Genomic DNA, 17,839 nt, shown 5'->3' on the forward strand with positions numbered 1-17,839 from the left:
TCTACTTTTCAAGATACAAATGCATTCTTGGAATAATTAATTGTAGCTTTTTAGCTTTAGGGCGATGGCGAATTTGAATGTTATCGGCATCATAATCAGGTAGTTCGCCAATAATCGGTTTAAAATCGTTCTCTTTATCAATATAGAAAGCTAATAAAGGCAAGGGGCATGCATATTGCACTTGTTTTTGAAGTTCTGAATACCAAACGCGCGCAATAGGTTGTACTTTTACGGGGCGCTTTATCTTTAATTTTGCATTTTCAGGTAATTGGGAAAGGGTGATGATCTCTTTGTCCAGACGTTCAGCCCATTGTTCACTGGTATAAGGTGGAACGGCACGATTAGCCTCACGGCTTTTTTCTAATTGAGCTAATACCTCATTACGCGTTAAATTTTTAATAATATTCTTATTCGCCCAACCAAAACGAACAGTATCTGGATCAGATAGCAGGGTGAGGGTACGATAAGCATTGAGCGTAATTAAGCCTTTTAATTGATTATGGACGAAATCAAAGCGTTCTTCTTTCGATATACCTGATTCTTTAGTAACAATATCAGAAAGCTGTTTTTTTAATAAATTAATTTGCTCAACTTGTTTTTTTACAGATTTAAATGTTTGGTTATTGGTACTAAAGCAAAGCACACCAGGTAAACGAATAGCGCGTTTACTACTGATATGTGGGGCATTATCATAAATAAACAGGTTGGCAATAAGTTTTAAGGTAAGATTCAATGCGTCTTCGTTATAGCTTGGTGACACTGTAACATAAGCAACTTCATCATGTTCTTCTTCTTTACTCACATCGGGTAATTCAAATACAGCAGAAGGTAATAAAGTCAGCTTTCTAAGCGAAGTCGACAAAGCCTCAATCTCTGTTTCTAACAATTTAAAGCAACGGTTAAATTGCTCGATTAAATCATATTTGTTCACTTTCATATCCTTATTTAGTTACAACATACAATTGGCCTTTGTTTAAAACAATACATCAGCTTCAGTGGAAAGTACATTGCTTAACAAAGAGAAATGCCAAAAACACGGTATACTGTTTATTTATACAGTATACCGTGAAAAGGGCATATTAGGATGATGTTTTTCCTAAAAAGAGATTATTTGATGGTTTTTAAATCAAAAACGGTCTGTTTTTCACTCTGTCGTGCTAATGGATCATGAGTAACATCACAATCTGGTTTTGTTGGGGAGAGTGTTCTGTAAATGCACTCGTAAGAGAGGTAAAAAAGAGAAAAGATAGAGTAACGGACAGTTTTATAATAGATATAATCGTTGTTCCTTCTTAAAGAAGAAGTTTATACCTTAAGAAGGAGTGCAAAATCGACAACAACCGTATTAATTTGCCTTTACACTTTATTATCAATAAATTTATTGGGCAACTTTGTTTAAGTGTAATGCTATTAATAAGGCAGTTAACATTAAAATGGCGATAAATAATCCTACACCAAGCCAACCGAAACTCACCCAGAATAATCCACCTACGGTACCTGCAAGACTAGAGCCTGCGTAGTAAGTAAAAAGATAAAGGGAAGAGGCTTGGGCTCGTCCTCGTTTTGCACGACGACCAACCCAACTACTTGCGACAGCATGTGCCGCAAAGAAACCTGTTGTTAAGATAAGCATCCCAATAAAAATAACGGGCAGTGATTCAATTAAGGTAATCAATATGCCAATTAACATCATTGAAATGCCTGCAATAAAGACCTTGCCTAAACCGTATTTAGTGGTTAATAAACCCGCCTTAGATGCGCTATAAGTACCACTTAAATAGACGATAGAAATCAGCCCTACTGTGGTTTGACTTAATGAATAAGGTGCATCTAATAAACGATAGCCAATATAGTTAAATAAAGTAACAAAACCGCCCATTAATAAACCACCTTCAATAAATAACAAAGGCAGCCCTTTATCTCTAAAATGCAATTTAGTGGTAATAAGAAGATTACGAGGCTTTAATGCTGTCGGTCTAAAGTGCTGTGAAGCAGGTAATATCTTCCAGAAAGTAATCGCAGCAAAAAGGGCAAAAATACCGAGAATAACGACAGATAGACGCCAAGAATAATAATCACTTAATACCCCAGTAATGACACGACCACTCATCCCACCAATAGAGTTGCCACTAATATATAACCCCATTGATAGAGCTAAGTAGGCCGGATGGATCTCTTCGCTTAAATAAGTCATTGCCACCGCAGCAACACCACTTAATGACAGTCCAACTAAAGCTCGCGTAATTAAAATACCTGTCCAGCTATTCATGGTTGCACTTAATAATGTAAAAAATGCGGCACAAAACAGTGCGATAACCATAACATTTTTACGCCCAAAAGCGTCTGAAAGTGGTCCGGTGATTAATAAACCACATGCCATTAAAGCGGTTGAAAGTGAGAGCGCCAGACTACTGGTTGCTGGACTAATAGAAAATTCGTTAGATAGCACTGGCAATATGGGTTGCACAAAATAGAGTAAAGCGAATGTCGCTAAACCGACCATAAAAAATGACACTGTCACTTTTATGTACAGTGCATCATCACGCTGAATATAGTGTTTAGGATTAGATTGGCGATGAGCAGGCTTTTCTATACTTGATGTATTGTCTGAAATATCAGTGCCTAAGCTCATACTTTTACTGTCTATTTCGTGAGTGTCCATATTGATTAAACTTCCATTACTTAAATTTGATTTATGTCAATGTTAAAAATATTTGATTTTTTTGTCTAATATATTAATCATTAGAAATAAGACTTTTAAAGTATCAATAACAATATGAGAAAAATATGAATATTGAACTTAGGCATTTACGTTATTTTATTGCTGTTGCAGAAGAACTTCACTTTGGCAAAGCAGCCGAAAGATTAAATATTTCGCAACCACCGCTGAGCCAACAAATACAAGCACTTGAAAGTGAAATCGGCGCTAGACTCTTAGAACGAACTAACCGTTCTGTTTCGTTAACACCCGCAGGACAAATGTTTTTAAAAGAGTCATATCAAATAATGGCGCAGGTTAACGCAGCCACAACGCGCGCCGCTAGAATGGAAAAGGGTGAGTTAGGTGAGATTTCAATTGGTTTTACTTCAACAACGCCTTTTATGCATTTAGTCACCTTAAGTTTGCGGCAGTTTAGAGAAAATTACCCAGAGGTCGGTATTCATATGCATCAAATGAATACAAAACAACAGATATCACCGTTACTGACTGGGCGTATTGATCTTGGGATCATGCGAAACACGACATTACCCGAAAATTTGCACCACCAGCTGTTATTTCGTGAGCCTTTTATTTTGGCGGTTTATGAAGGGCATCCTCTGCTTGCTTACAAAGAAACGGGAGTCAATATTCACGATATTGGACAATATCCTTTTGTTTTCTTTGAAAGAGATGTCGGTACAGCACTTTATGATGAGATCATTCAACTACTTAGTCTGTCAGGAATTACGCCAACTATTGCACAAGAAGCGGGTGAAGCCATGACGATTTTAGGATTAGTTGCCGCTGGGCTTGGTATTTCCATTGTGACAAAATCATTTACGCGAATGAAAGTTGATGGGGTGCATTATCTACATTTTGCCAATTCTCAAGCGTTCTCTGAAGTTTGGTTAGTTTCACATAATAAACGTGCTATACCCGCAGCGGCGAATCGATTAACGCAATTACTGCTAAAAAATATCCTAGATCACCAAAAATCTTGATTTATCTGTGTTTTTGATCACGATTTTTATGTAAGTATTGTACAATTATCACAAATTGACGACATAATCGGTAATGAATTATTTGGAGCCTCGAATTAATTATGGCTCTTTAATTAAGGAAGCATTCAATGGGGAACCAACCTAGCCACATCGATCACGTAAAACAATTTAATCTTGGCACAGTCTTTCGTTTGATTGATGAACATGGTCCCATTTCGCGTATTTCATTGTCGAAAAAGGCAGAGCTTGCACCAGCAAGTATTACTAAGATCACGCGAGAATTAGTTGAAGCGCATCTTATTCATGAAACGGAGTTTCCAGATGTAGGATTTCGTGGCAGACCTGCAGTTGGATTAAAATTAGAAAGTCAGGGCTGGCAATTTCTCTGTATCCGCGTCAATAAAGGTAACTTGCTTTTTAGTTTAAGAGAATTAGACAGCAAACTGGTTACTGAAGATACGTTTGATTTTCCCAAAGAATATAGCGATGATTTTCTTAATCACTTTTTAGTTGCAATTGATAAATTCTTTGAACGTTATCAATCTCATGTTGAAAGACTGACGGCCATTAGCATTACAATGAATGCCATTGTAGATCCCATTAGTGGTGTTATTTATAGCTCGCCTTATTATGATATTAAAGACATACCACTTGCTGATAAAATCCATGAAAAAACAGGTGTCTCTGTATTTTTACAGCATAGCGTAACCGCATGGACAATGGCTGAATATTTATATGGTGCGGCAAAAAACAATTTAGACGTTCTACAAATTGTTATCGATGATATTGTTGGTGCTGGCGTGATAAACAATGGAAAAACATTACATTCTCACAGTCACAGTGCGGTTGAAATTGGACACACTAAAGTCATCGACTCTGAAAATAGTTGCTATTGTGGGGCGAAGGGATGTTTAGAAACCGAAATTGCTATACCTCAATTAATTAAGAAAGCTCAATTATTAGCACAAGAAGATCCCACTTCGTTGCTAAACAAATATCCTATTACTGTTGAGACATTGTGTGATGCAATATTAGTTGGCGATAAATCAGCGCTAGAAATTGTTAATTTAGTCGCTCAGCGATTAGGTTTTATTTTGGCTGTGATGATTAATATCTTTAATCCACAAAAAATATTAATAGGTTCACCGCTTTGTCGCGCTAAATCTATTCTTTTTCCTTTGATCTTGAACCAAATTCAACAGCATGTCATGCCACGTTATGCTCAGTCTTTAACTATTGAAGAAACAGAGTTAAGAAACAAAGGTACTTTACCCGCGGCCTCTTTAGTTAAAGAGGCCCTATACAATGGTTCTTTGTTAATTGAATTGATGCAAGGCTAAATGAAGTGTAAAAAATCGTAACAGAAGTGTTTTGCAAGCGTAAATACCCCAATTGATCATTAACGAATTCTCTATTTTCGACCAATTAACTAAAAAATTGAGCTATCTCAAGCCACCAGAAACAGTGTTACCCTAAACTCTAATCTCTGTCATTTTTTATGAACCTGATTTATCTGTCATAACGGAAGTAAATTATATGTTAACACGCTTTTTTGTTACGGGGACAGATACCAACGTGGGTAAAACTGTTGTAACCCGAGCACTTCTTCAGTCAATAAATCGTGGCGGGTCAACGGCAGTGGGTTATAAGCCTATTGCAACAGAATTGCATGAAACGGCTGAAGGTGAACGTAATCGTGATGCTATGATTATTCATAATTCATCGCCAGTTGAAGTTCGCTACGACGAAATTAATCCTATTTTGCTGGATAATTGTTATATTAGTGAAAATGAAATTGATTTTAATAAAATTTCAAATGAACTCGACAATTTAAGTAAAAAAGCAGAGTGTGTTGTTATCGAGGGTAATGGTGGTTGGCGTTATTTACTTGATGATAATACCTTTTATTCTGATTGGGTGGTGAAAGAACAAATCCCAGTCGTTTTGGTTGTTGGTATTCAACCAGGCTGTGTCAATCACTCAATATTAACTGCGCAATCTATTATCAATGATGGTGTAAAATTAGTAGGTTGGGTTGCGAACAGAATAAATCCAGGATTACCTTATTACGCGAAAATTGTGGAAAGGCTGTCTCAGCATATTCCTGCACCGTTGATTGGTGAAATCCCGTATTTGTTACGTCCTGAAGAACGTGATCTCTCTTGTTACCTCGATTTAAGTCAGTTAGAAATCGCGGTACCTGCTTAAGAGAGAATATAAATAAGTAATCAAGTGGATTGCTATCAGTTTTTAAACGATACCAAACTTGTTACTTTTAAGCGCCTGATGAGTAAATTCATTGGGTGTTTTTGTTTTTTCTGATTTAGTCTCAAATATAGCTAATGATAAAAATGACACATAAAGTTAAGGCTAAATAATATAGAATGAATTAGATAACATGTTGATAAATAGTGACAAAGAGAAAGGGCGCTAATATTGCGCCCTTTTTTAATCACAAGATTTTATTAACTATAGATTAATGACGGGTATAGATGATTTTCTTGCTATCATTTTCACAAGTTCCGACAACTTTACCTTCTGTTTGTGCTATTTGGTCGTTTTCAACGACAGTTAAAGTAAAGTTAGCGGCTGGCACACTATTATTAATGATTTTTTGTTGAATAGACTCAACGACTTCATCACAACCTGCATTCGCAGCTAAAGGTACAAACGCAACCAGTGCGGTCATTACAGCAAATACATATTTTTTCATATTATTCTCTCCTTGTTTTAGCGGGCAAAAACATCACTGTTTTACACTATTTACTTACGGGTTAACAGGGCGACCAGTATTACTGTCTAAACAACGACGCGTTTCTGATTCCCAATATGCATAGATATTTGTGCTTTTCAGACAAGCATCTCGCTCATCAATGGCTTTATCTACTTTATTAAATTCGATTTTTTCCCGCTGATTGATTTGGGTACGAAGTTCACGCTTTTGATCCCAATCTTCTTTCATTTGTCGAGCTTGTTCTTTATCTAAAACATTGTCATAGCCATCGCCATTAATGGTTACATTAGTCGAAGCGGCAACAGAAGAAAAAGAAGACACTGATAAACCAAGAAATAAAGAGAACATCATGGTTCTGATGGCTTGTTTCTTAGTTAGTGTGTTTATCATGGTTGCTATCCTCTAAAGTTATGTAGCTATTGCTCTCAATGACGATTATATCTTAATAATTATAGCTGATACCTTAATAAAAAATGTGTTTTCAGTGTGTTTAATTTTGACGATGGACACTTAACCCTGCAAATGACTGACTCACTGGCATCATTTCTAGCGTATTGATATTCACATGAGCAGGTAATGTTGCTGTCCAATATACCGCTTCAGCCACATCTTCAGGTGTTAACGCATTTGCATTAGCATAAGTCTGTTCAACTTTATCATTATCACCTTTAAAACGAATTAATGAAAATTCTGTACCACCAACCAGTCCCGGCTCAATATCGGTCACGCGGACTTTTTTACCTTGGAGATCAGCACGTAATCCTAAACTAAATTGCTTAACAAAGGCTTTAGTGGCGCCATAAACATTACCACCTAGATAAGGCCAAGACGCTGCTGTTGAGCTGATATTAATAACATGACCTTTGTTTCTTTCGACCATAAAAGGAAGAATAGCACGAGTGACATGAACTAAACCTTTATTGTTTGTCTCGATCATTGTATCCCAGTCATCAAGGCTTGCTTTATCAGCGGTATTTAAACCTAAGGCTAAGCCAGCATTATTGACTAATACATCAATTTCATGCCATTTTTCAGGTAATTGCTTGAAAATCTCACTAACGGCTTTTTTATCAGTAACATCTAACTGCAATGGATAAAATTGTTCACCCAGCTCTTTATGTAAGCTATTAAGTTTATCCAAACGACGAGCAGTACCAATAACTTTATGCCCATGGCTGATAAAATGACGAGCAATGGCTTCACCAAAGCCAGCAGAAGCACCCGTGATAAAAATAATCATTTAATTTCCCCTCAATAGTTATAATAATTGAAAGTAAAAGGCTATCACTAGAAAGAGTCAAGTTTAAAACGCGGCTTTGAGATAAATCAGGCTAAAAATCAGCTCGTTTTCTTATATGAAAGATTTTTATCTTTAATAATAAATAAGATTTTTGTTTTAAACTGCAATATAAGAAGGGGAAGATAGGGCAATTAACGACTCGGAGACTGGGTTTATTGAGAAAAACCCAGCCTAGTTGAATAAGGCAATGTCAGTTATTTTTTACCGACTTGATGGCCAATAACGCCACCTAAGACACCACCACCAATGGTACCTAATGCGCTACCATCTGTTAAAATAGCACCACCGATAGCACCTGCGCCAGCGCCAATTGCTGTATTACGGTCGCGTTTTGTCATGCTAGAACAGCCCGCAAGTGAAAAAAGCAGAACAGAAGCGACACACAGTGTTCCAATCTTTTTTAACGTGATATTCATTTTTATAAACTCCGATATAAAGGACAATATAAAAATAAACCTATCGTATTTATACTAGGATCGGAATATTCGGGAACAACGGAGAGAAAATTCTTAAATTAACCCACATTATAGTGGGTTAATATTTATTGGTGTTTCTTTTAAAAAATTAGAATGCTTGACGGAAAATTTCAATGATCTCTTTTTCATTACCTTTACGAGGATTAGAGAATGCATTACCGTCTTTAAGTGCCATTTCCGCCATATATGGGAAATCAGATTCTTTCACACCCAACTCACTTAAATGTTGCGGAATACCGATATCCGCAGAGAGGCGAGCGATAGCCGCAATAGCACGTTCAGCTGCATCCATGACGGATAAACCTGCGACATTTTCCCCCATAAATTCAGCAATATCAGCAAATTTTTCTGGATTCGCGATCAGGTTATAACGTAATACATGTGGGAGTAATACGGCATTGGCCACACCGTGTGGCATATCATATAAGCCACCTAATTGGTGAGCCATTGCATGCACGTAACCAAGGTTAGCGTTATTAAATGCCATTCCTGCTAAAAGAGAAGCATAAGCCATATTTTCACGAGCTTTTAGGTTTGTCCCCAAGGCTACGGCTTGGCGTAAATTCCGAGAAATCAAATGGATAGCTTGAATAGCTGAAGCATCAGTGACAGGGTTAGCATCTTTAGAAATATAAGCTTCAACCGCATGAGTTAGCGCATCCATACCTGTTGCTGCAGTCAGTCCGGCGGGTTTGCCAATCATCAGCAATGGATCGTTAATAGAAACAGAAGGGAGGTTACGCCAACTCACAATAACAAATTTAACTTTAGTTTTTGTATTGGTCAGAACACAGTGGCGAGTGACTTCACTTGCTGTACCGGCAGTTGTATTCACTGCAATAATCGGTGGAAGTGGGTTTGTTAGTGTTTCAATACCGGCATAATTATAAAGGTCACCTTCATGAGTGGCTGCAATACCGATACCTTTACCACAGTCGTGTGGACTGCCACCTCCCACTGTAATTATCATGTCGCATTGTTCTTTGCGGAACATTGCAAGGCCTTCAAGCACATTCGTGTCTTTGGGATTAGGTTCAGTGCCATCAAATACGGCAACATCAATACCCGCTTCTTTTAGATAACTGATAGTTTTATCTACGGCACCATCTTTTATCGCTCGTAGGCCTTTATCTGTCACCAATAGGGCTTTTTTACCGCCTAATAATTTGCAACGTTCGCCAACAACAGAGATAGCACCAGGACCAAAAAAGTTAACATTCGGTACCAAGTAATCAAATATACGATAGCTCATGATAAACCTTCCAATATCAGATTATTATTAAAATAAATTAAAGTATTAGTGCATTCTCACCTCGTTGATTATTAAGTCAAGGAAGTCGCTCACCAATGAGATGAATCGATTCATTTAACGTTGGTTCATTTGATATAAGTCAACGGGATATGCTTATTTGATGATGTGAGGTTAAGAAAATAACCATTCTAACATATATGGTTTGACAGATTTGTATTCCGGGAGTACGTTAGAATTTCTTAAAGAAAGGAGCAAATATGGAACCGTTGCAATTATTTAAGGTATTAAGTGATCAAACAAGGCTAGATATAGTGTTGCTACTTAAAGCATCTGGCGAATTGTGTGTTTGTGACATTTATACAGCGCTAAATTTATCCCAACCGAAAACTTCTCGCCATCTAGCTATGTTGCGAGAAAGTGGATTATTACTTGATTCTAAACACGGGAAATGGGTTCATTATCGTTTGTCTCCTACCTTATTGCCGTGGGTGAAAAATATCATTGAAGTCACCTATGAGACTGAGAAAAATAAAATAGCAGATTTACTTCAATCTATTGAAAAGAAGGGGGCTGTGAGTTGTTGCCCTGAATAAAATTTTTTAACTTAATATATATGAAAAAGCAGATATGAAAAGTTAAAGGAAGAGTCTTCTGAAAGAGGTTTTTATGCTTATTGCAGTATTAATATTTGTTCTAACAATTACTTTTGTTATTTGGCAGCCCAAAGGATTGGGGATTGGTTGGAGTGCAACAATTGGTGCGTTAATCGCATTATTACTCGGTGTCATTAATCTCCAAGATATTCCCATGGTTTGGAATATTGTCTGGAACGCAACCGCCACATTTGTTGCTGTTATTATCATTAGCCTGATCCTTGATGAAAGTGGTTTCTTTGAATGGGCTGCACTTCATGTTGCAAAATGGGGCGGTGGTAAAGGTCGTCTTTTATTTAGCTATATTATCTTATTAGGCGCATCTGTTGCGGCACTTTTTGCCAATGATGGCGCTGCACTGATTTTAACGCCCATTGTGATTGCAATGTTATTAGCACTCGGGTTTAGCAAAGGAACAACATTAGCTTTTGTTATGGCTGCAGGATTTATTGCAGATACAGCAAGCTTGCCTTTAATTGTTTCAAATTTAGTCAATATTGTCTCTGCTGATTTTTTTGATATTGGATTTACGGAATATGCCTCCGTGATGGTTCCCGTTGATATTGCGGCGATAATCGCGACATTAATTATGTTGCATTGGTTTTTCCGCAAAGATATTCCTCAGCAATATGACACCTCTAAATTAGCGATACCAGCGACAGTGATTAAAGATGTGAAAACATTTAAAGCAGGTTGGTTGGTATTGCTTCTTTTATTACTTGGATTTTTCATACTGGAACCTTTGGGTATTCCAATTAGTGCTATTGCTGCTATTGGTGCTGTAATTTTGTGGTTTATTGCGGCACAAGGAAAGACGATTAATACTCGAAAAGTTTTACGAGGAGCACCTTGGCAAATTGTGGTTTTCTCCCTTGGCATGTACCTTGTTGTTTATGGATTACGTAATGCAGGCTTGACTCAATATCTATCAGAAATTCTCGATTTTCTATCAAGTAAAGGCGTATGGATTGCAACACTAGGAACGGGATATATCACCGCATTTTTATCATCAATAATGAACAATATGCCGACAGTGCTTGTTGGAGCCTTATCAATTGAAGGCAGTAATGCCTCCGGTTTAATTAAAGATGCAATGATTTATGCCAATGTCATAGGTGCAGATTTAGGTCCTAAAATTACACCAATAGGAAGTTTAGCGACATTATTGTGGTTACATGTTTTGTCGCAAAAAAACATGACCATTACATGGGGATATTATTTTAAAACGGGCATTATTATGACCATCCCTGTGCTTACAGTAACTCTGATTGCATTAGCACTTAGACTTACATTAATGAATTAGTGGTGAAAAAATGAATCGCATTGTAATTTATCACAATCCTAATTGTGGCACATCACGAAACACGCTTGAAATGATACGAAACAGTGGTATAGAGCCTGAAATTATCCATTATCTTGAGACGCCACCCTCTAAGCATGTTTTAGAGAAATTGATTGCTGATATGGGAATTTCGGTGAAAGCACTATTACGAAAGAATGTTGAACCTTATGATAAATTAGAACTTGATCATGTTAATGTTACTGATGAGCAACTTATTGATTATATGTTGAAATATCCAATATTAATCAATAGACCTATTGTTGTGACACCTTTAGGAACTCAGTTATGCAGGCCTTCAGAAGTCGTCTTAGATATTCTTCCAAAAGCACAGAAAGGTGCCTTTTCAAAAGAAGATGGACAAAATGTTATCGATGAAAAAGGGAATAGGCTGCTATAAAAGAGTTTATTAACTATTTTTAGGATAATAGAAGCCTCGTTAAGGCGGGGTTTTCTTGTTGTAATTAATCAGCCAACACCACAGGGCTTGAGAAAGAAAGGGCGGAAACGAAAAAATAAAGCACCCGTAAGCAGGTGCTTTATCATATCCAGCAATTATTGTTTATTCTTCGAAGTACCAATATCCTTGATTGATAAATTCGGTTAATTCCGCAACAAAGGCCGGATTTTTCAATGCTTCACCGAGTTCATCTGTGCCAACTTCCGTAAACTGGCATAATGCATCTGCTCCTTTCATTTCCTTGGTAGCCCAAGCTTCTGTATTCACAAAGAAATCATTCTCGATACGTAGGACGCGCAGTCCGCTTAGTCGGTTCAGTTTTTCACCCGCATTTAACGCACTTAGTACTTCGTCTGGCTGATATGGTGGTTCTGCAAGGGCAATATCGAGTTCGTGGCGTGGTGTGGTTGCAAAACGGCCTAACCACTGTTCAAAATCATCAGGCTTGTTGATCATTTCAATCATCATAGCGCGCAGGCGTTCAACTTCATGAGACTCCATTCTTCCTGCGTTATCGCGTACTGTCAGATCAGGATCGCCATAATTTATTCCGCCCAGATCCTGTTCAAGTGCATAATCTGCAAAGCTACTTAGCAAATCACGACCATTGGGTCCACGAAAGCCGACAGAATAGTTCATGGTATCTTCGAAAGTAAAGCCATCGTGAGGGAATCCTGGTGGAATATACAGAATATCTCCCGGTGCCATTTCTACATCAATAATTGGCTCAAATGGATCAACATGCAGTAATGCAGGATGCGGGCAGAACTGACGCATTGGCAGGGCGTCACCTACGCGCCAACGACGGCGTCCCATTCCTTGAATGATAAAAACATCATAGTTATCAATATGAGGTCCGACACCACCTCCGGGCACTGAATAGGAAATCATCAGATCATCAAGACGCCATTCAGGTAGCACTCGAAATGGTTTTACCAGTTCAGCTGCTGGCATATGCCAATGGTTAACTGCCTGTACCAGTAGTGACCATCCTTTTTCGCCTAATTTGCTGAAATCTTCAAACGGACCGTGACTTGCCTGCCATTTGTTGCCTGTGAAACTGACAAGGCGGCTGTCGATTTCCGGTTCCATTGCTAGACCTGCCAGTTCATCTGGAGTGATTGGATCGACAAAATTAGGAAATGCATTTTTCAGTACAACAGGTTTCTTTTGCCAGTATTTTTCTAAAAATTCAGGCCAATTAAGATTCAGTTTGTTAACCATGTGATCACGTCTGTATCAATGAATAGGCTGGTCATTATAGAAGTAATACAAGGTGATATTTTTGTTTGGCATCAAATGGCAGTTAATAACACTAATAGGAATAGGAATTTGATATAGAAAGTGACGATATAAAAAGTTATGTTTAAAAAGAACCAACATAAAATCTAATTAGCCAAAAAATAGAGATTTCAAGACCTATCCGTATTTAGATACCAAGGTTCGCATAATGTATATTATGTTAAATGAAGCATGTAACTTTATTCTAGGTCTGTGTATCATCATCTTTGAGCCCTATTAATTAAGCCCTATTAATACTGATTATTTTTTATATTAAAGTATTGAACCAACGGCTTTATATTCTTTCTTACTTATTGATAGTCACTTCTTATCTTCGATACTGTGCTAAAACCATGCTCAGGTGAAAAACTTATTATTCAATTAAATATCAATAGATTAGCTCATTTTTATCTTGTTCATTTTTTTTGTTCTCTTAAAGCAAATGTTTTAAATGGTAATGAAATAAACTTAAGCTACAATTTAATAAACCTGCTGGAATAAATATAAAAAACTGCCTTCTTATCTTTAATTTATTTTTAAAAATAAATAGTTAGCTGTATTGCTAATACAGCTCGGTACGATCACACCTTTTACTTAATAAAGGGTTAATTCCTTTTAAATAGGAAATCAATAATCATGAATAAAACTTTTGCGACCGAAATATTTATCAATGGCGAGGTCCATACTCTTGATAGAGAAAATCCTCTCGCTCAAGCGATCGCTGTCTATCAAGGTAAATTTCTTTTTATTGGCTCAAATGATGAAGTGATGCAATTTCAAAATGCAGAAACAAAAATCATCGATCTAAAAAAACACGTTATTATTCCTGGGCTTAATGACTCTCATCTTCATTTGATCCGCGGTGGATTAAACTACAACCTAGAATTACGGTGGGAAGGCGTCCCTTCTCTTTCTATTGCCCTTGATATGTTAAAGGCTCAAGCCCAAGTGACACCGTCACCGCAATGGGTACGTGTTGTTGGTGGTTGGAGCGAGTTTCAATTCGCAGAGCGTCGCATGCCAACGCTAGACGAAATTAATGCGGTTTCTCCTGATACGCCTGTTTTTGTATTACACCTCTATGATAGCGCATTGCTAAACAAAGCAGCATTGCGTGCGATTGGTTATACCAAAGAGACACCCAATCCACCAGGTGGTGAAATTCAGCGTGATGAACATGGCAATGCTACCGGATTATTGATAGCAAAACCTAACGCGATGTTGCTCTATTCTGCATTAGCAAAAGGCCCTAAATTACCTCTTGAATATCAAGTGAATTCAACCCGTCAATTTATGAGAGAATTGAATCGTCTTGGTGTAACGAGCGCTATTGATGCAGGTGGTGGTTTTCAAAATTACCCTGAAGATTATCAAGTTGTTGATGAGCTTGCTAAGAATAATCAATTAACGATTCGTATCGCATATAATTTATTTACTCAAAGACCAAAGCAAGAGTTTGAAGATTTCCAACAATGGACATCAATGGTATCACCCGGTGATGGCAGTGATTTTTATCGTCATAACGGTGCTGGTGAAATGTTGGTTTTTTCTGCGGCAGATTTTGAAGACTTCTTACAGCCAAGGCCTGATCTTCCTGAAAACATGGAAGCAGAATTAGAGAAAGTGATCCGTCATTTAGTCGAACATCGCTGGCCATTTCGTTTACATGCCACTTATAACGAATCCATTAGTCGCATGTTAAATGTTTTTGAAAAAGTAAATAAAGACATTCCTTTCGATGGCTTGCATTGGTTTTTCGATCATGCTGAAACCATCAGTGAGAAAAATATTGAACGCGTTAAAGCGCTTGGCGGTGGATTAGCAATTCAACATCGTATGGCATTCCAAGGTGAATATTTTGCACAACGTTATGGTACAAAAGCACTGAAACAAACACCCTCTGTCGCCAAAATGTTAAATGCACAAGTTCCTGTTGGATTAGGTACAGATGCAACTCGTGTTGCTAGTTACAATCCGTGGACAGCGCTTTATTGGTTAGTGTCAGGGCGTACTGTAGGGGGGATGCAAATGTATGACGGCGATAATCGTTTAGACAGAGATACAGCGCTTATGTTATGGACGATGGGAAGTTCATGGTTCTCCAATGAACAAGGTAAAAAAGGTCAAATTAAAGTAGGTCAATTTGCCGACTTTATCGCCCTTTCTGCTGATTATTTTCGAGTACCGGAAAATGAAATCAAAGCTATTGAATCACTTTTAACCGTCGTAGATGGCAAGATAGTGTATGCAAATGGTGATTTTTCATCATTAACACCGCCTTCTATTCCTATATTACCTGATTGGTCACCGGTGATCAAAGTACTTGGTCACTATTCTTATTTGCGACAAGAGACAAAAACAGCGGTATTAAATCAGCTACATCAATGCTGTGGTGCCTGCCATGTTCATGGGCATCAACATGATATTGCTCGCCAATCATCCATTCCTGTTTCAGATGATAATGCATTTTGGGGTGCTTTAGGCTGTTCTTGCTTTGCATTCTAATTTTTATGATAACGATGGTTGGTCATTGCTTGCCAACCATCTCAAACAAAAGAGATAAGACGATGACAACGCAACGCACCTCTGCATGGTCGCCCTTACGTAATCGTATTTTTTTCGTATTATGGATGGCAACGCTATTTTCTAATATTGGTACTTGGATGAATGATGTGGGTGCCGGTTGGTTGATGACAAACCTAAGCCCTGATCCCGTAATGATTGCCGCTATTCAAGCCATGACAACATTACCTGTTTTCTTATTGGCACTTCCAGCAGGAGCTATTGCTGATATTTTCGATAAACGAAAGCTGCTTATTTTCGTCAATATGTTAATGCTCTGTGCGGCTTCATTATTGGCTGTTTTAGTGTATTTCGATGTTATCAGCATTGGCTGGTTATTATTAATTACTTTTGTTTTGGGCTCTGGCGCAGCATTTTTAGGTCCTGCATGGCAAGCGATAGTACCAAGTATTATCGAACCCAATGAATTAAAATCAGGTATTGCCTTAAACAGTATGGGAATTAATATCAGTCGCGCAATAGGCCCAGCACTTGCAGGTATTTTGATTTCCCAAGTCGGTCTTTATCTTCCATTTTTACTTAATGCTTTAAGCTTTATCGCCATTATTCTGGCTGTCTGGTGGTGGGATGGTGAGAAAAAAGAAGAGGAAAAACTCCCTGCTGAATCTGTTGTGGCTGCAATGATCTCCGGTTTACGCTATGCACGTTATAGCCCTGCATTAATAAAAACGATTATAAGAGCAGCCAGCTTTTTTATTTTTGCAAGCGCTTATTGGGCAATGTTACCGCTAGTCGCTCGGGTCTCACTACATGGTGATGCAACATTATATGGGTTACTTACCACCAGCATTGGTATTGGTGCAGTGGCTGGTGCATTTAGCTTATCAACATTGCGTGAAAAATGGAGTACCAGCACACTAATCGCTGTTGGCACTGTGGTGACTGCATTAGTGTTATTTATTTTCGCCAGTGCGACTTCAAAATATTTAGCTATTTTTGCTAGTATGCTTGCTGGATTTAGCTGGATAATCACCCTTTCCACATTAATGGTCTCAGCACAAACAGCATTGCCTAATTGGGTTCGTGCGAGAGGTCTTGCGCTCTATTTAACCGTATTTTCTGGCTCAATGGCGTTAGGTTCCCTTATCTGGGGACAAGTTGCTTCACATACGTCAGTGACGGTGGCTTTGCTGTGTGCAACCGTTGGGATTATTTTAGTTTGGTTATGTGTTTTTCGCGTCAAATTGGAACATGATAACATCAACTTACAGCACTCAGAACACTTTATTTTGGATGATGGACTGATTGATATTACAACAGATAAAGGCCCTGTGTTAATTACCGTGAATTATCAAATTGGAGTCAATCACCATGAGCAATTCCTAAGTTTAATGAATCGATTAAAAACGGTTCGTTTAAGAGATGGCGGTTATTCATGGGGACTATTTGTTTTATCTGATGCGATTACAGAAAATAACGTTCGAACGTATATGGAAACTTTTATGGTGGCTTCTTGGGCTGAGCATCTTCGTCAACATGATCGCGCGACAATCGATGATAAACAGCTGCAACAACAATTAGATAAAATAATCAGTACTAAAAAAGTGACTCACTCTTTTTCTGCTTTTTCGCGTAAGAAGTAATAAGTAGTAACCAAGTCATTAAAGCTTATTAAATATAGATTAATTTAATGGCTTGGCTTTAGAATACATGCCATATTTATTTTATTCGATACCTTTTATTGATACTACTATGGCTTTCTTGTACTCTGCACCGCTTCTTACCTTTGAAATAATTAAAACGTATTTGAGAAAATCATGACAGGACATCGTTCTAAAGATCCGCTACACGGCGTTACTCTTGAAATGCAAGTAAATGCGCTAGTGGCAAAATATGGTTGGGCTAAATTAGGACAACTTATCAAAATTAACTGCTTTAGAAGTGAGCCTAGCGTGAAATCGAGTTTAAAGTTTTTGCGTAGAACTCCGTGGGCACGGGCTGAAGTAGAAGCGCTTTATCTTGATTCTCTTGAAGCTGATATTGATGATGTGATTGAAGTTTTCGATCATCCAGATTGTGATCCGTGGGCGAATAGCCGTCGAAAGTAAAATATCTAGCA

17 protein-coding genes are annotated in these 17,839 nt (G+C 37.8%); 9 read left to right on the forward strand and 8 right to left on the reverse strand.

Features of this window, described 5'->3' with window-relative positions:
• Position 1: 1 nt before the first annotated feature.
• Together tus and CUB63_RS15465 are read right to left on the reverse strand one after the other, a co-directional pair.
• Positions 2-931 carry a DNA replication terminus site-binding protein gene (gene tus, locus CUB63_RS15460; protein ID WP_109848441.1) on the reverse strand — a complete coding sequence of 310 codons (930 nt, stop codon included), beginning with the start codon at positions 929-931 and terminating at the stop codon, positions 2-4.
• 447 nt (positions 932-1,378) lie between these two features.
• Positions 1,379-2,662, reverse strand: coding sequence for an MFS transporter (locus tag CUB63_RS15465; RefSeq protein WP_109400397.1), 1,284 nt, complete (start codon positions 2,660-2,662; stop codon positions 1,379-1,381).
• A gap of 125 nt (positions 2,663-2,787) precedes the next feature.
• On the opposite strand from CUB63_RS15465, the gene CUB63_RS15470 reads away from it, so the two are divergent.
• The 3 genes from CUB63_RS15470 to bioD all read left to right on the forward strand — a co-directional run bounded on the left by CUB63_RS15470 (position 2,788) and on the right by bioD (position 5,910).
• On the forward strand, positions 2,788-3,702 hold the full coding sequence (locus CUB63_RS15470; RefSeq protein ID WP_006536916.1) for a LysR family transcriptional regulator: 915 nt from the start codon (positions 2,788-2,790) through the stop codon (positions 3,700-3,702).
• Between the two features lie 128 nt (positions 3,703-3,830).
• The gene (gene mlc, locus CUB63_RS15475; RefSeq protein ID WP_109848442.1) at positions 3,831-5,042 is read left to right on the forward strand and encodes a sugar metabolism global transcriptional regulator Mlc; all 1,212 of its coding nucleotides are present in this window, start codon (positions 3,831-3,833) and stop codon (positions 5,040-5,042) included.
• A gap of 196 nt (positions 5,043-5,238) precedes the next feature.
• Positions 5,239-5,910 carry a dethiobiotin synthase gene (gene bioD, locus CUB63_RS15480; protein WP_072063901.1) on the forward strand — a complete coding sequence of 224 codons (672 nt, stop codon included), beginning with the start codon at positions 5,239-5,241 and terminating at the stop codon, positions 5,908-5,910.
• Positions 5,911-6,178: 268 nt separating this feature from the next.
• Here bioD and CUB63_RS15485 read toward each other — a convergent pair whose 3' ends face one another.
• The 5 genes from CUB63_RS15485 to dhaT all read right to left on the reverse strand — a co-directional run bounded on the left by CUB63_RS15485 (position 6,179) and on the right by dhaT (position 9,464).
• A complete protein-coding gene (locus CUB63_RS15485) occupies positions 6,179-6,415 on the reverse strand; it encodes a DUF1161 domain-containing protein (protein ID WP_109848443.1) in 237 nt (78 codons plus the stop codon).
• Positions 6,416-6,469: 54 nt separating this feature from the next.
• Positions 6,470-6,826: a DUF1283 family protein gene (locus CUB63_RS15490; protein ID WP_006536911.1), complete on the reverse strand. Its 357-nt coding sequence runs from the start codon at positions 6,824-6,826 to the stop codon at positions 6,470-6,472.
• A 100-nt stretch (positions 6,827-6,926) separates the two neighbouring features.
• Positions 6,927-7,676 (reverse strand): bifunctional NADP-dependent 3-hydroxy acid dehydrogenase/3-hydroxypropionate dehydrogenase YdfG, encoded by a 750-nt coding sequence (gene ydfG, locus CUB63_RS15495; RefSeq protein WP_072063902.1) that lies wholly within the window; start codon positions 7,674-7,676, stop codon positions 6,927-6,929.
• A 254-nt stretch (positions 7,677-7,930) separates the two neighbouring features.
• A complete protein-coding gene (osmB, locus tag CUB63_RS15500) occupies positions 7,931-8,152 on the reverse strand; it encodes an osmotically-inducible lipoprotein OsmB (protein ID WP_006536908.1) in 222 nt (73 codons plus the stop codon).
• 148 nt (positions 8,153-8,300) lie between these two features.
• The gene (gene dhaT / locus CUB63_RS15505) at positions 8,301-9,464 is read right to left on the reverse strand and encodes a 1,3-propanediol dehydrogenase (protein WP_109848444.1); all 1,164 of its coding nucleotides are present in this window, start codon (positions 9,462-9,464) and stop codon (positions 8,301-8,303) included.
• A 257-nt stretch (positions 9,465-9,721) separates the two neighbouring features.
• Here dhaT and CUB63_RS15510 point away from each other — a divergent pair, with 257 nt between their 5' ends.
• The 3 genes from CUB63_RS15510 (at position 9,722) to arsC (ending at position 11,856) form a co-directional block, all read left to right on the forward strand.
• Positions 9,722-10,057, forward strand: a complete 336-nt coding sequence (locus CUB63_RS15510) for a metalloregulator ArsR/SmtB family transcription factor (protein WP_006536906.1) — start codon at positions 9,722-9,724, stop codon at positions 10,055-10,057.
• 73 nt (positions 10,058-10,130) lie between these two features.
• Positions 10,131-11,420: an arsenic transporter gene (locus tag CUB63_RS15515; RefSeq protein WP_006536905.1), complete on the forward strand. Its 1,290-nt coding sequence runs from the start codon at positions 10,131-10,133 to the stop codon at positions 11,418-11,420.
• Positions 11,421-11,430: 10 nt separating this feature from the next.
• Entirely contained in the window at positions 11,431-11,856 is a 426-nt protein-coding gene (arsC, locus tag CUB63_RS15520; RefSeq protein WP_072063906.1) for a glutaredoxin-dependent arsenate reductase, read from the forward strand.
• Between the two features lie 162 nt (positions 11,857-12,018).
• Here arsC and CUB63_RS15525 read toward each other — a convergent pair whose 3' ends face one another.
• Positions 12,019-13,140 (reverse strand): ribosomal protein uL16 3-hydroxylase, encoded by a 1,122-nt coding sequence (locus CUB63_RS15525; protein ID WP_109848445.1) that lies wholly within the window; start codon positions 13,138-13,140, stop codon positions 12,019-12,021.
• Between the two features lie 693 nt (positions 13,141-13,833).
• Between CUB63_RS15525 and CUB63_RS15530 the strand changes: the two genes are divergently transcribed.
• The 3 genes from CUB63_RS15530 (at position 13,834) to CUB63_RS15540 (ending at position 17,828) form a co-directional block, all read left to right on the forward strand.
• Positions 13,834-15,702: an amidohydrolase gene (locus CUB63_RS15530; RefSeq protein ID WP_109848446.1), complete on the forward strand. Its 1,869-nt coding sequence runs from the start codon at positions 13,834-13,836 to the stop codon at positions 15,700-15,702.
• 62 nt (positions 15,703-15,764) lie between these two features.
• A complete protein-coding gene (locus tag CUB63_RS15535; RefSeq protein ID WP_109848447.1) occupies positions 15,765-17,363 on the forward strand; it encodes an MFS transporter in 1,599 nt (532 codons plus the stop codon).
• A gap of 174 nt (positions 17,364-17,537) precedes the next feature.
• On the forward strand, positions 17,538-17,828 hold the full coding sequence (locus tag CUB63_RS15540) for a VF530 family protein (RefSeq protein WP_006536874.1): 291 nt from the start codon (positions 17,538-17,540) through the stop codon (positions 17,826-17,828).
• Positions 17,829-17,839: the final 11 nt, after the last annotated feature.

Origin of the sequence: Proteus penneri (genome assembly GCF_003144535.1) — a bacterium.
GTDB lineage: Bacteria > Pseudomonadota > Gammaproteobacteria > Enterobacterales > Enterobacteriaceae > Proteus > Proteus penneri.

Coding starts and splice junctions, on each gene's coding strand:
- CUB63_RS15465 (WP_109400397.1), bottom strand. CDS start 2,662: ATGGACACTCACGAAATAGACAGTAAAAGTATGAGCTTAGGCACTGAT.
- CUB63_RS15470 (WP_006536916.1), top strand. CDS start 2,788: ATGAATATTGAACTTAGGCATTTACGTTATTTTATTGCTGTTGCAGAA.
- mlc (WP_109848442.1), top strand. CDS start 3,831: ATGGGGAACCAACCTAGCCACATCGATCACGTAAAACAATTTAATCTT.
- bioD (WP_072063901.1), top strand. CDS start 5,239: ATGTTAACACGCTTTTTTGTTACGGGGACAGATACCAACGTGGGTAAA.
- CUB63_RS15485 (WP_109848443.1), bottom strand. CDS start 6,415: ATGAAAAAATATGTATTTGCTGTAATGACCGCACTGGTTGCGTTTGTA.
- CUB63_RS15490 (WP_006536911.1), bottom strand. CDS start 6,826: ATGATAAACACACTAACTAAGAAACAAGCCATCAGAACCATGATGTTC.
- ydfG (WP_072063902.1), bottom strand. CDS start 7,676: ATGATTATTTTTATCACGGGTGCTTCTGCTGGCTTTGGTGAAGCCATT.
- osmB (WP_006536908.1), bottom strand. CDS start 8,152: ATGAATATCACGTTAAAAAAGATTGGAACACTGTGTGTCGCTTCTGTT.
- dhaT (WP_109848444.1), bottom strand. CDS start 9,464: ATGAGCTATCGTATATTTGATTACTTGGTACCGAATGTTAACTTTTTT.
- CUB63_RS15510 (WP_006536906.1), top strand. CDS start 9,722: ATGGAACCGTTGCAATTATTTAAGGTATTAAGTGATCAAACAAGGCTA.
- CUB63_RS15515 (WP_006536905.1), top strand. CDS start 10,131: ATGCTTATTGCAGTATTAATATTTGTTCTAACAATTACTTTTGTTATT.
- arsC (WP_072063906.1), top strand. CDS start 11,431: ATGAATCGCATTGTAATTTATCACAATCCTAATTGTGGCACATCACGA.
- CUB63_RS15525 (WP_109848445.1), bottom strand. CDS start 13,140: ATGGTTAACAAACTGAATCTTAATTGGCCTGAATTTTTAGAAAAATAC.
- CUB63_RS15530 (WP_109848446.1), top strand. CDS start 13,834: ATGAATAAAACTTTTGCGACCGAAATATTTATCAATGGCGAGGTCCAT.
- CUB63_RS15535 (WP_109848447.1), top strand. CDS start 15,765: ATGACAACGCAACGCACCTCTGCATGGTCGCCCTTACGTAATCGTATT.
- CUB63_RS15540 (WP_006536874.1), top strand. CDS start 17,538: ATGACAGGACATCGTTCTAAAGATCCGCTACACGGCGTTACTCTTGAA.